Raw genomic sequence first — 13568 nt, 5'->3', positions numbered from 1 at the left:
TGGTTGAAAATGCATCCATCATACATGGATCATTTTAAAGCTGACAGCGTTAATTAGTATTTAATATCAAAAGCAAATAGAAAAATTGAATTTATTATCATTGTTGGATAATTCAAGCTTTTTGCGATCAAGCGATTGTATCCATGAGAATTGCTTGATCCTGACTTGGGCGCTTAAATTGGAATATTTTAACTTCAATAAAACATTGAATTAGAGTTTACCCCATTTCTTTCCTGCTTTTACATGGTTGAAACTGCAAGCTTTATACCAAAAGCGCAAAACAATAACCCTACCGCTGCTACACATCCCGCTGCAACTTTATAACGTGTATTAAAGAATGCTGCGAGTTTTACTCCAGAAAAAATTAAAATGGTTAAGTAACTCATGCTAATGATTTGTAAAATTATAGAAAGTGCAGCAAAACTTAATGCAGGATAAGGATAATCGGGATCAACAAATTGAACAAAAAAAGATAAATAAAATAAAATGGCTTTCGGGTTTAACAAACTAATCGTCAATGCTGTACGAAAAGGATGAAACTGTTCAGTCGTAGTTGATTGAGGAGAGTCTGATTGAATTGTCTGTGGTGTACTACGCCAGGTTTTAACACTGGCGATCAATAATCGAATCCCGAGGTAGGACAAATAAGTCGCCCCCACCACTTTAAGTATTACAAATAACCAAGGAAAAGCATGTAATAAGGATGCAGCACCCAATACCGTACAAAGGATCAGGATTAAATCACCTGTAAAAACACCCAAAGCACCAATATAACCTGTTTTAATGCCAAATCTTGATGCAATAGACATCACATAAAGTGAGTTTGGACCCGGGAGAATGACGATAAAAATTGTCCCTAATATATATGTCACGACATCCGTAATACCAAACACAATATTCTCACAGGTTAAGAAAAGCGAATAAAAAAGCCGAGTGTTTATGATAGCAAACTCGGCTTTAGAATGTGAGCCACTTTAGTGCATTTAAAGCACATCACATGGTTGAAATTTAATCAATAAAATCGGCTTCAAGTCCAAAAGATTGGCGTAATAATAAAGCCAATTGTTCACGGGCTTTAATAAAGCCATCGATTCCACTTTGCAACAATTGGAATGCCATCAAGTCTGCTTCTAGTTGCTGCTTAAATTCAGCTTTAGAAATTTCCTGATGCGGATGATCTTGGTGTGTTGGTGCATGGTCAGGATTTAACTGGGTGCTTACAGTACGTTGATCATCTTCCAATTTCTCAAGAAGTGCAGGAGCAACAGTAAGTAAATCACAACCTGCCAGTCCTAGAACTTGGTCTACACTACGGAAACTTGCTCCCATAACTTCTGTTTTAATTTGGTGCTGTTTGTAGTAATGATAAATCTGTTTGACAGAGAGTACACCTGGATCTTTTTCAATCGGATAGCTTTCAACATTTTCAGCTTTTTTATACCAGTCTAGGATACGCCCAACAAAAGGAGAGATCAGGGTGACTTTGGCATCGGCACATGCTTTGGCTTGATGTAAACCGAATAATAAAGTCAGGTTACAATGAATCCCTTCTGCTTCCAGTGCTTTTGCTGCCTGAATACCTTCCCAAGTCGATGCAATTTTAATCAAAATTCGATCTTGATTGATTCCGTAGGCTTGATACAGTGCTAACAGTTCTTTGGCTTTAGCAATCGTTTCTTCGGTATTGTAGGAAAGCGCAGCATCAACTTCAGTTGAAACTCGTCCTTCAACAAGATTTAAAATCTCTACACCCAGTTTCACTGTCAGAATATCAATGGTGCGTTCTACCAGTTCATCAAGTACATAGCCTTCTTGTTTAGCTTGTGTATAAGCATCTTCAATCAAGGTACGACTTTCAGGCTGTTGAGCTGCTGCTGTAATCAGTGAAGGATTTGTTGTTGCATCTAATGGGCGAAATTGTTGAATAGCATTTAAATCACCTGTATCAGCAACAATAGTGGTTAAGCGTTTTAATTGGTCTAATGCAGATTGAGTCATTACCGGTTATTTCTTAGTTAAAATATTTGTGATTTAGTTATAACACAATGCGATTTCAGCAAAATAGGAAAATGTACTGAAAGACATATTATTTTGTATGAATTCTTTGATTTCGAATGTGATTAATCAAAAAACGAGCAGCCGAACCTAAATTACTTTCACGGCTCCAAACCAAATCAACAAAATATTCAAATTTTGGCGTGAAATCGAGTAAATCTAATATTTTTAACTTATGTTTTAGTTCTGGGTTTTCATTAAACATTTCCAAGGGAAGTACTCCCCAGCCTAATTCCTTTAAAATGAGTGAACATGCCGAGTGGTGATTGTCGGTACGCCAGTAGTTTTTAGAATAGAGTAGCTCTGGTTTAATTGTGCGGTCTCGGCTGGCAACGACAATCTGTCTGGATTGCAATATTTGTTCAAAACTCACTTTTGAGTGGGCTGATAGTGGGTGATTGATTGCAGAAACTGGCACTAAAGCTTCTTTTTTTAACTCAACAAATTGTTCGCGGCTTTCTAGCATCTCACGTTCAAACATCAATGCCAATTGTGCTGTCTGATTCATGAGCATTTTAAGAGCATCTTCTTGTGGTGCCGAAAAAATGTTGATCTGTAAACTTGGAAACTGTTGGGCAAGCAATGCGATATATTCGGTCCAATCGGTATGTACCAACTCTGAAACCACCACTATATTCAGTGACGATTCCAAACCTTCACTGAGGGCAATGGCTTGTTGTTTCCATTGATTCATTTCGATGAGCAGTTGTTCTGTTTTTTCATATAAAAGTTGTGCCTGTGGCGTTGGTATAGGCTCACGCCCGACCCGTTTAAATAATTTGAGATTTAAATCAATTTCTAAATTGGCAATAGACATGCTGACCGCAGAGGGTACTTTTCCAAGCTGTCTTGAGGCAGCAGAAAAAGACCCTGTTTCTATAACTGTTTTAAAAATCACCAACTGTTCTTGATTGATATTCATGTGGAACCGTGATTAGTAATTTCAATCATGTGAAAATGAAAGAAATATAGAAAAAAGAATGAAGCTGATCTTTCAATAAAATTGAAAGAATCTAACTCGATTGATCAATATTATAAAAATATAATGCCATTATCGAAACAAAAAGAGTAGTTTTAAATGATGGTTTCCAAAAGAAGGATTATTCATGCATTGAGCTATGAAATCATCCTATTGGTGATCATAGCGATTGCGTTAAGTTTTATTTTTGAAGTTCCTATGGAAGTTACGGGTGTGTTAGGTGTGGCTATGGCTGTAACATCTGTTATATGGAATATGATTTTTAACCATTTTTTCGAGAAGTTCGAGCATAAAAGAAAGCTTAAGCGTACGATTGGAGTGCGAGTTCTGCATGCTATTGGTTTCGAAGGTGGTTTGATGTTGGCGACCATTCCAATGGTTGCTTATGCAATGGATATGACATTGTGGCAGGCAGTCCTATTGGATTTAGGAATGACCACATGTATTTTAATCTATACCTTTATTTTCCAATGGTGCTACGATTTGATCGAGGATCGTATGGGAATAAAACCCGTTCATTCTTAATTGAACACTAAAACATCCAACTTGATTTTGGTCAGAATAGTCATCGTTGCTTGAAAATGGTTCTGCTGTTTAAAACAGCAGAACCATTTTTCTCATTTTAATCTGCCATGTAAATCGGATATGAAATCTCCACAGAGACTTAACAAACTTTTGCAAAAGATAATCTAATGCGATTTGTTTTGTTAAATGATTCGCATAGAATATTCAACTCTATACAATCTAAAAGAGATGGATTAAGCAGATTATGGTGCAGACAGTTCAAGATCAACTGCCAAACAGGCACCAACTTGCTGCACAAGAATTAATTCAAGTTTCAGCAAGCTTAGAGCGTATTTATCTTGATCAGTTGCACTATTTAAAAGAGGTGAATGCTGATAACTTTTTTCAATTTGATCATGTGCAACAAAAACTTGGTATAGCCAATCAATTATTGCAGATTAAATTTGATGAGACAGCAGGGCTGTCTTTTGAGTTTCATCAGGACAAGCTGGTACATTTATCTGAGGCACCGTGTTATCCCAAGCGACTGATCGAATACGTCTCGCAAGAGATATCTTTTTATACCCGATCTTATGATGAAATTCACCCTACTGATCTAAAAACGAAAGCACAAATCCTCCGTCAAACATTGATTGAGCAGATTTTTGATTGGATTGAGGGTGAAAATAGAGTAGAGCAGTATTTATATAATATTCGTGAGGCAGATGCTGAGCAGATTGATCGAATCTTAATGCACTATAATTATTTTGATCGTGCTTATGTTTCTGATTTTGCTAAATATGGCAAAGCTATTCCGCTGAGTGTAGAAATTAATATTAAGCATTTACTGTTGATTAATTCTGTCTTGGGGCAAACATTCCTGTCTATTCAACAATTCATTCCAAAACTCCATCACGCTATTTTTGCACTAGACCAATTCCTGCCTAAACACTTTTTCCGTATTTTTAAAGTTTTTCATCCTGAGTCATTACGTTTGTGTGAGATCGAACAATATTTCACAAGTTATCGATTATTGTCTAAACATGCACAAGAGTTTCCACAAATGCTGGCATATACCAAGCATATGAAACGAGGTTTTTGGCAGTATCAGGATTTATTGAGTAAACAGCATTTTTTGCAGGCAGAGGATGAATATTGGGAATTAGATCAGCTTGTAAAATTACCCATATTCACATTAAAGCGTACAGTGAATTGGCTATACAAACAAAACGAACAGGTCAATGATTGGATTAGTCGGCATATGGTGGATGTAAACGTCAGAGTGACAATCACTGTATTAAGCCTGATTGATACTTCAAAAATCTCTCCTGAAGTCATATTGGCTGTATTGAAGTATTTTAAAAATAGTGCCGCACGTTTGTTTTTAATAGAGTGTCATTCGTTTGCAATTACAAATGAATGGCAAAAACATCCCAAGAATACTCGTTACTGTTTTGGTGGATCACTAAGTGAACATAAATCAAAGCAAAAGTTGATTTCAAATTCTTATTTATATATCGAAGAGTGGTTGGATTTCGCTGCATTGATTCTAGGTGATCAAGCTCAATCCTATAAGAAAATATTTGCTAAGCTCAGCCGTGTTGTTCAGGCATTTATGTTGTTTGTTCAGCATATTGCCAACCAATTACCTCCACAATTGCTAAGATTCATAGACCCTCAGTTGCAACAACATCCTGATTTTTTTATTCAAATGCGCAAACACAATATTCAGGTTGATGATTTTCGCAAGAAGTTTAAGCATATCAATACGGATCGAATGCCGCATTACAGTATTTATGACAGCTTTGTGCTTGATTATGTAATGCATTTATTTAATACGCATCATGAAATTGAACGTAATGTGACTTGGTCTGGTCTTTATCAACAGGCGAAGAAATGGCACATGCACAATGATCTTGTTGCAACAATGTCGAAACTCAAAGAAAAAATCACAGTGGATTCGTGGGATCGCATTACACCGATGCAAAAGATTTATTTTGAAGGGTGGTGTTATGAGGAGCTCAACAGTCTTCAAGGAATCACTCAAGAGTCTGTGGTTTTCAAACATTGTCTAGCTGTTTCATACAGCACAAGAATAGTGGAACGCGAATATGCTGCATTTCATATGTCAAATATAACCGAACCCAATCAAGTCATGACTTTAGGTTGTTATTATAAACTGGGACAGTTGAATTTTGATCAACTGCGTTTGCCCAATAATCATATCCCAGAGCAATATTACATAAGCAAGGCACTGTCATTTATTGAAAATGTAAATCAGCATTTAAAATGGAAAAGCAGTATTCAACCGAATGAGGAACTCGGTAACTTATAAGCATCGTTAACGGGGTTTATTCTGTTTTCTAAACTATTTTTGGCTTAACTTTTTAATTAAAAATCGTTAGGCTATAGCCGTCCCATCCTGTTTAGGTAATTCAAGGCTGTTATGAAACAAGAAACTGCACTCAAACTCATGAAAGCGGGTGAAAATGTCTTTTTGACTGGCTCTGCTGGTGCAGGAAAAACCTATACGTTGAATCAATACATCAATTATTTGAAAGTCCGCAAAGTCCCTGTTGCAATTACTGCATCTACTGGGATTGCGGCAACGCACATGAATGGTATGACGATTCATACATGGGCAGGTATCGGTATTAAAGACACGCTTTCAGATGATGATTTAAAGCGGATGAAAGAGCGTAAATATCTCAAAGAACACTTAGAAAATGCTCAAGTATTGATTATTGATGAAATTTCAATGTTGCATGCCAAGCAATTGAATTTGGTTAATCAGGTTTTGAAATATTTTAAAGAATCTGATGATGCCTTTGGTGGAATTCAAGTAATTGCTGCCGGTGACTTCTTTCAGCTTCCGCCTGTAGGAAAAAATAACGAACTAAATCGTGATAAGTTTTGTTTTATGTCTAATGCATGGGTCGAGGCAAAATTTCGGGTGTGTTATTTGACTGAACAGCACCGCCAGGATGACTCAGCACTCAATGATATTCTCAATGCAATTCGTGCACAGCATATCCAGCCACAGCATATCCAAGCCTTACAGAATACGCGTCATCAAGATATCGGGGATACATTTACTCGTTTATATACACATAATATGGATGTGGATAGCATCAATTTTCAGCATTTAAATGCAATTGATGGAGATGATCATCAATTTGTTGCAGTCACAGATGGCAATGAAAAGCTGATAGAAACATTAAAATCTTCAGTTCGAGCACCTGAAGAACTGACCCTAAAAAAACACGCCAAAGTAATGTTTGTTAAAAATAATTTTGACATGGGATATATCAATGGCAGTTTGGGCGAAGTGATTGGTTTTGAAGAAGATGATGAAATGGGAATGTTGCCAAAGGTGAAAATGACCGATGGGACAACTTTATTGGTCGCTCCGGAAACTTGGTCAGTAGACAATGAAGGAGGCAAAACCATTGCAAGTTTACAACAAGTTCCACTGCGTTTGGCTTGGGCAATTACCATTCATAAATCTCAAGGCATGACTTTAGAAGCTGCTGAAATTAATTTGAGTCACACTTTTGAAAAAGGACAGGGTTACGTTGCTTTATCACGGCTAAAATCAATCGAGGGGCTTAGATTGCTTGGCTTTAATGATCAGGCATTAGAACTTGATAGTTTGGCAATCAAGGCAGATCGTCGTTTTCAAGAACTTTCCAATGAAGCAGAACAGCACTATGCTGATGCTGATCTGACCACGCAGCACAATGCATTTATTCGTCACTGTGGTGGAACCTTGAATGCGACTGAAATAGAACGTAATGAGAAAAAATTGGCGCGTAATAACGGTAAAGTCAATTATGCTTCAGCTACATTGGACGAAACCCGAGAGTTGTTTGAAAGTGGTTATGAAATTCAAGACATTGCCATTGAGCGAGGTTTAACGCCAGCAACCATCATTAATCATTTGGCCAGACTGCATAAAGAGCAGGGGCTTGATATTTCTGTTGCCAATCCCGGTGAAGAAGTTGTCGAGAAAATACGAACCATTTATAAAAAATTAATGAAACGTCAGGATCCAAGTCATTTCAATGATGATGGGGCGATTAAATTACGCCCAATCGTAGAGCTGACAAGCCCCAAAATGGGTTATGACCAAGTGCGTCTAGCACTGCTGTTTGTCGAATAAAATCATTCTTGTGATGAAACAATGAATAAGTTTGAGAAAAAATTACTCAATTCGCGTATGGCAGTGTTATCAAAAGATAAGCATATGCAGGATTATAGTCTCAGCTTTCAGTTATGCCCATTTTATCATGCACAAACATTAATTGATTCAAGTATTTCTTTTGAGGGACTGCCATTACCTTCATATCATTTAAAGGATTTGAGTGGCGTGAAGTTGGTCTTTGATCAAGATGAATGCGATCAATTTAATGGCTGTTTTACGATCAACAGTATTCATAATCCAGTCGAACTTTATCAACTGGAATTTATTGAAAGTCGTGATGGCTTTTTAAAAGCTATTGCAAAAATCAAAATTGTTTTTGAATTTGAACAATTTGATGATTATGAAAACCTAGAATTGGTCATCAGTTCTACAGTTGCATCACAAATTTTATGATAAAACCGCTATCAATTAAGGTGAAGTAAATGCCACAGATGTTTATTGATTATTCTGACAATATCCAGAATTTAGATAAAAAGAAATTAATGCTGGGCTTAAACCATGCATTGTTCAATACGGGATTAGTGAGCGATGCGCATGATATTAAATCGCGGGTTAAGTCAGTATCTGATTATCTGATTGGTTTTGGAGATGAGGATGGTGCAGACAAGCAACACGCATTTATCTTTGTGCGCTTACAAGGTCTGAGCGGACGCACTGAAGAACAAAAAGATTTAATGACTGAAAATTTGTCACAATTTCTACAATCATTTCAGGACTATTCAGCACGAGGCTTAGAAATTCAACTCTGTGTAGAATTTGCTGAAATGCCAAGAGAAATCTATAAAAAAGTCTTTGTGCAGAAATGATTCAACTGGGGCTGAACATATAAGCCCCAAGTTTCATAGCCACCACGATACCCCATTGGACAAGGCTTATTTTGTATTGGCTGGTCGAGGACTTACAGGATAAAGTCTGTCTGGCTAAACATTCGGTTTAAAAATCTATCTGGATTTGCTTGAAGACCATGACTTCTAAAAAGTTTACTTTAAACTATAGGTTGAAAATCTGAATATCGCTATATTCCCAAATCCTATCCGTATTCATTTGATAAATTTCATCTAAGAATGCCACATTAAAACTTCCCACAGATGACGCTTTTTCATAAGCCAACTGACCTGCAATGGCAAAATGAATATGAGCTGAAATGGCAGCAATTGTAGGTGTGGTTACTGCACTATATGCCGCAATTAAAGCACCCAGAGCACAACCTGTTGCTGTGATCTTCGGTTGTAAAAAGCTTCCACCATTGATTTGAATTACATGATTAAGTTCTTTTGAAAGAATAAAATCTGATTCTCCAGAAATTGCTGCACATTCACAATGGTTTAAAAGAGCATGAGCCTGCAAATAAACTTGATGACTTGAAGCTACACTATCAACCCCCTTGGATTCAACTTGGTTGCCTGCAAGTGCGCTGATTTCTGATGCATTGCCACGAATAATGGTCGGATTAAGTAAAACCAGTTGATCAACCATTTCACTACGCCATTTTAGAAATGGACCATATCCTACAGGATCAAGAACCCAAGGTGTATTTTTAGCCGCCACAGTCTGTGCTGAAATCTGCATGGCTTGCATTTGTTCTGATGTTGGTGTTCCGACATTGATACTTAAAGCAGCTGCGATTGATGCAAAGCTTTCTGCCTCAAAAGGATTATCAATCATTGCCGGAGATGCCCCAGCAGCCAATAGCACATTGGCAGCGTAATTTGCTGCAACACTGTTGGTAATACAATGTACCAAAGGCTGTTGTGCTTGTAATTCGGTCCAAGCATCTACAACTTTTTGCAAGATAACATCAGTTTGGATATGAAGTTGATCCGATTGAGAATGGCTAATATTTTCAGGATGATTCATATAAGGTCCTTACTGAGTGAAGTAATGGTCTTGGTGTTTACAGTTTCGACAGAATAATGTCACATAATTCTGAGCATCATATTCAACGGTAAGCTCATTTGACCCACAATACATGCAGCGTTTCTGTGAATAGAAATTTAAACGTGGTTCAATCTTTTTCCAAGATTTCCAAACGGGTTGAAAGAAGATGCCTTCATCGTAGCCTAAAAATTGATAAAACAGAATTTCACTCATTTTACTCAATGGAATATTAGGAGGGCGAGGGAGTGTCGAGGTTTCCCATTTTTCTGCTAAGGCACGTTCACGATATTGCTGTACAGTTTTCTTAAGAATATTGGTGTTGATGAAATTTTCATTACGCACTTGTAATGCTTTTTTCTGATACAAGTATTCTAGAGCTGTTTGAATCAAGTAGAAAATCTGTCCAACAGCCAGAGAGTCAAGCAGTCGATAGCAAAAGCTTTGGAAGTTCTTATTTCCTGAAATCTGAATACCCCAAGTACGGCAATAATGTTGGGTAAATTGCACGATCTCCTGATACAGCACCACATAAAGTGCATTTTTAACTTCTTCTGAATTTCTAAATGGTATGCCCTGGCTCAAATTTTCATAAAACCAATGGCGAAGCTGAGTAGTAATACTAAATAGACTGGGTTCAGAATAACCATCTAAACGAACATTGATATAGTATTGATGTGCATCATCACTAAAGTCTTTAGGCACCAGTATATTTTCTTTAATCAATTGATTAAAAAGCTGACTTTGAAAGTAATAGTTGGGTGTAATCGAGTGGTATTTAATTATTTCCCAGTCAATAAACTCATGATGATGCGTATTTTCATGCACTTGGTTGTCTAAAAGACTCAATAAAAATAATTTATGCAAAAAACTGAGATGATCTAAACCTATTTCAAAATCATCTTTTTTCTTTAATTTTCTGGTTTCTTGCAGACGTGTTTCTTTAATTAATTTACGCCGTTTACTTTGACAGGTTTCACAATGGCAATTACCTTGCTGGTTTGGAAAAACCTGATGATGACAATGGCTGCATTGATGAAAGTGAATTTCTTTTTCAAATTCTTCAGCTTCAATATAATACATACTTGCCTGACACAATGGACAAAATGCACTTTCATCGAGCTGTTTTTGTAGAATTTGAAGCATATGGAGTTAAATACAAATTTATTGATGATTTTTCATTATACACATCTATATTGAGGAAAGCTGATTGCTTAAAATGAATGTTTTATAAAATCTAGTTATCTGATGATGTTTGATGCAATCGTACGGTTATTCAATGAGATTGAAAGATTGAATCTCAATTATCGAATACAACTGATTGATACGTTTGAGGTATCAGCATGGGATCATTTTCTAATCTTTCCAACGCCAAACTACATTGAATGTCGATATGGTATTTTTCGACTTACAACACTTCGACAGATTCAAATTGATTCGATTGAAAATCGTTATATCGGGCGGCGAGTGGCTTTGAAACGTATTGACCACTCTAGACTGTGAGAAGAAAAAATACAGCACTCTGGATTGTATTACTCATTTGAAAATCATGTATTCACGATCACTTTACACAAATAGCAGTGTCGAGATTGTTAAACATTCAACATGTATAAGTAAAAGTGGCAAATACGAGACTAATGGTATTTGCCACTAAACATGGAATTTAAAGTACAAGCTAGGTACTGATAGAAATTAATAAGCAGCAGGACAAGGTAGTTTTGAATCCTCAAAATGATCCATTTTAGCCTGTAATAAAGCTTTAGCCTTTTGAGCTGAAACTCTGTGCTGTCCTAGGCAATCATAGTGTCTTAAAATACTGCTGACATCCTCTGTTGATAATGGAATACCTTCACAAGTCATAAATAATGCAATCACTTGATGATCTACTTTTGCATCACTCAGCATTTGCATGGTCTTGATATTTTCAACACGGACAATATGGTCTTTAAAAATCATGTTGCACCTCTTTTTCTGTTGAGTATCTTTTATTGTGCGATATGCACCTATTAAAACAAGCAAGAATTGTGCTCAAAATGTAGTCGCTTTGAAAAAAGTGTAATGTTATACAAACTCAGCTGATTGTTATAATGAGTCCATGTTTTAAATGAATTTAATGTAAAGTAGTCACTTTAAAAATCTGGTTGTAATGATCCTTGCAACATTTACAGTCAATTGCAGAAGGGTAAAATGACTGCTTTGCAAGTCAAATAGCGATTCAATGTTTTGACCAAAATGGATTCTGTATTGACTTGAATTTGGAGTAAATCTCTGTCAAATCAGCTGCTTTTGATCAAGATCGAGGCTAAATAATTAATCCGCTAAATCAAGATAAAGAACCAATCAATGAGGTTTCAGGATAAAACTACAGTCACTGTCATAAAACTGTCATCACCACATTGCATAGTGCAATAAATTTTACATATTTTTGACATAAGAGTAGAGTAACATGGCATTTAAATACGGCATTGCTGCATTGGGTTTAATGTTAAGTGGGTCAGTTTTTGCAGCAGTCACGCTATCTGCGCCAGAAGAAATTGTTGTATTGGCTGTAAATGATCAAGAAGTCAATTCAGGTTTGATTCGCAAGAAGAACGAATATCAAGTTGATCCAGGTCAGACGGCGGTAAGTGTACGTTACCAACAGTATTTTGAGCATTTAAACGGTGAACACGATATTTTAAAATCAGGTGTGGTTACGATTACAGCACCTGATTTAAAAGATGGGCAAAATTATAAATTGGCTTTGGTCGGTGCGCCAAAGAATTTCGATGATGCAAAAAAATATGCAGAACAGCCAACGATTGCAATTTTAGACACTAATAATCGATTAGTGGTTCAACAAACAGGTGTCAATACTGAAGCCAAACCATGGTTTGGTTCTGGCGTATTTGGGCGTGTGATTGATTTAACTTCAAGTAAAAAAACGCCTGTAAATCAACCTGCACCGGTATATGCCGCGTCATCTCAAGCGGCGGTTTCAAATACTGCACCAAAAAGTGTATCTGCTGTAGCCAATAGCAATGCTGCTGATGAGCAATTGATTCAAATTTGGCAAAAAGCAAGCAAAGCAGAACGTCAAAAGTTTATGACTTGGTTGGCTGATCAATAGAATCAGATGGCACTTTACAGATGTTTATGCGTATGACGTCAGGATTCTTAAACAAGATCAAAGGCCATTTCGATGGTCTTTTTTTATGATTTATAGCTTAAAAGTTCTGTTTTTTGTTTGAGGGAAATATTTAAGCTCGATATTTCTATTCAAAAACCGCTCTTCAAGATTGCTATGCAAAACCGCTTTTCAAAATAGCCATTAGGTTTTATAAAGTTATTTGTTCACAATAAAATGATAGACCTAAAATTCAATGAAACATCAGCTTAGATTTAGACCTGCACAAATTTTAGATATTCAGAAATTGGTTGATTTGATCAATTGCGCCTATCGGCAACAACAGGGAAATAGTTGGACAAGTGAAGTACAAATGGTCACTGGTGCTCGAATCAATGCCGAACAATTGGCACAAATGTTGTCAGCTGATCATTTTAAATTATTTGTTGCTGAATATGCTGAAGAGATGGTGGGGTGTATAGGTCTAACATTTCAGCCATTGGCTGTGGAGATTGGTACATTTTGTATAGCACCTAAAATGCAAAATCAAGGGATAGGTAGGGAAGTGCTGGATTTTGCAGAGCGTTACGTACGAGATGATATGCGATCCATTTATCCTGATTTAACGTATTTTGTCATGTGGGTACTCAGTGTCCGTCAGGAGTTGATTGCTTATTATGAACGCTGTGGTTATCAACCAACGGGGCTCATTGATGATTACCCTTTAAGTGCAAATGTGGGTACACCAATTATAGATTTACATTTAATTGAAATGAAAAAGAATATAGCTGACAGGATTTGAACGGATATCAAACAAAAAAACCCTGAATAAATCAGGGTTTTCT

General features: G+C 36.6%; 14 protein-coding genes. 8 read left to right on the top strand and 6 right to left on the bottom strand.

What is annotated here, in order from left to right; genetic code table 11:
- Positions 1-239: 239 nt before the first annotated feature.
- The 3 genes from leuE to aceR form a co-directional block, all read right to left on the bottom strand.
- A complete protein-coding gene (gene leuE / locus OSH00_RS06925) occupies positions 240-893 on the bottom strand; it encodes a leucine efflux protein LeuE (protein WP_266129811.1) in 654 nt (217 codons plus the stop codon).
- A gap of 115 nt (positions 894-1008) precedes the next feature.
- Positions 1009-1998 carry a transaldolase gene (tal, locus tag OSH00_RS06920; protein WP_266129810.1) on the bottom strand — a complete coding sequence of 330 codons (990 nt, stop codon included), beginning with the start codon at positions 1996-1998 and terminating at the stop codon, positions 1009-1011.
- Between the two features lie 88 nt (positions 1999-2086).
- Positions 2087-2977 (bottom strand): HTH-type transcriptional regulator AceR, encoded by an 891-nt coding sequence (gene aceR, locus OSH00_RS06915; RefSeq protein WP_196075481.1) that lies wholly within the window; start codon positions 2975-2977, stop codon positions 2087-2089.
- A 156-nt stretch (positions 2978-3133) separates the two neighbouring features.
- On the opposite strand from aceR, the gene aceI reads away from it, so the two are divergent.
- The 5 genes from aceI (at position 3134) to OSH00_RS06890 (ending at position 8548) form a co-directional block, all read left to right on the top strand.
- Entirely contained in the window at positions 3134-3559 is a 426-nt protein-coding gene (aceI, locus tag OSH00_RS06910) for a chlorhexidine efflux PACE transporter AceI (protein ID WP_266129809.1), read from the top strand.
- A 244-nt stretch (positions 3560-3803) separates the two neighbouring features.
- Positions 3804-5873 carry a hypothetical protein gene (locus OSH00_RS06905; protein ID WP_266129808.1) on the top strand — a complete coding sequence of 690 codons (2070 nt, stop codon included), beginning with the start codon at positions 3804-3806 and terminating at the stop codon, positions 5871-5873.
- A gap of 111 nt (positions 5874-5984) precedes the next feature.
- Complete coding sequence (locus tag OSH00_RS06900) at positions 5985-7700, top strand: AAA family ATPase (RefSeq protein ID WP_266129807.1); 1716 nt, start codon at positions 5985-5987, stop codon at positions 7698-7700.
- Positions 7701-7721: 21 nt separating this feature from the next.
- On the top strand, positions 7722-8135 hold the full coding sequence (locus OSH00_RS06895) for a hypothetical protein (protein ID WP_266129806.1): 414 nt from the start codon (positions 7722-7724) through the stop codon (positions 8133-8135).
- Between the two features lie 29 nt (positions 8136-8164).
- A complete protein-coding gene (locus tag OSH00_RS06890) occupies positions 8165-8548 on the top strand; it encodes a 5-carboxymethyl-2-hydroxymuconate Delta-isomerase (protein WP_266129805.1) in 384 nt (127 codons plus the stop codon).
- A 184-nt stretch (positions 8549-8732) separates the two neighbouring features.
- Here OSH00_RS06890 and thiM read toward each other — a convergent pair whose 3' ends face one another.
- Both thiM and OSH00_RS06880 read right to left on the bottom strand, forming a co-directional pair.
- Positions 8733-9599: a hydroxyethylthiazole kinase gene (gene thiM, locus OSH00_RS06885; RefSeq protein ID WP_266129804.1), complete on the bottom strand. Its 867-nt coding sequence runs from the start codon at positions 9597-9599 to the stop codon at positions 8733-8735.
- Between the two features lie 9 nt (positions 9600-9608).
- Entirely contained in the window at positions 9609-10763 is a 1155-nt protein-coding gene (locus tag OSH00_RS06880) for a hypothetical protein (protein WP_266129803.1), read from the bottom strand.
- Between the two features lie 105 nt (positions 10764-10868).
- On the opposite strand from OSH00_RS06880, the gene OSH00_RS06875 reads away from it, so the two are divergent.
- On the top strand, positions 10869-11120 hold the full coding sequence (locus tag OSH00_RS06875; protein ID WP_266129802.1) for a hypothetical protein: 252 nt from the start codon (positions 10869-10871) through the stop codon (positions 11118-11120).
- Between the two features lie 189 nt (positions 11121-11309).
- Here OSH00_RS06875 and OSH00_RS06870 read toward each other — a convergent pair whose 3' ends face one another.
- Positions 11310-11573 carry a hypothetical protein gene (locus OSH00_RS06870; RefSeq protein WP_196075489.1) on the bottom strand — a complete coding sequence of 88 codons (264 nt, stop codon included), beginning with the start codon at positions 11571-11573 and terminating at the stop codon, positions 11310-11312.
- Between the two features lie 490 nt (positions 11574-12063).
- Between OSH00_RS06870 and OSH00_RS06865 the strand changes: the two genes are divergently transcribed.
- On the top strand, positions 12064-12726 hold the full coding sequence (locus OSH00_RS06865; protein WP_266129801.1) for a YccT family protein: 663 nt from the start codon (positions 12064-12066) through the stop codon (positions 12724-12726).
- A gap of 253 nt (positions 12727-12979) precedes the next feature.
- Positions 12980-13525: a GNAT family N-acetyltransferase gene (locus OSH00_RS06860; RefSeq protein WP_266129800.1), complete on the top strand. Its 546-nt coding sequence runs from the start codon at positions 12980-12982 to the stop codon at positions 13523-13525.
- The last annotated feature ends 43 nt before the right edge of the window (positions 13526-13568 follow it).

Origin of the sequence: Acinetobacter nematophilus, from assembly GCF_026344175.1 — a bacterium.
In the GTDB taxonomy this organism is placed as follows: Bacteria; Pseudomonadota; Gammaproteobacteria; order Pseudomonadales; family Moraxellaceae; genus Acinetobacter; species Acinetobacter nematophilus.
Note: the sequence above shows the minus strand (reverse complement) of the source record. Positions and strands in the feature narration are given on the sequence as shown.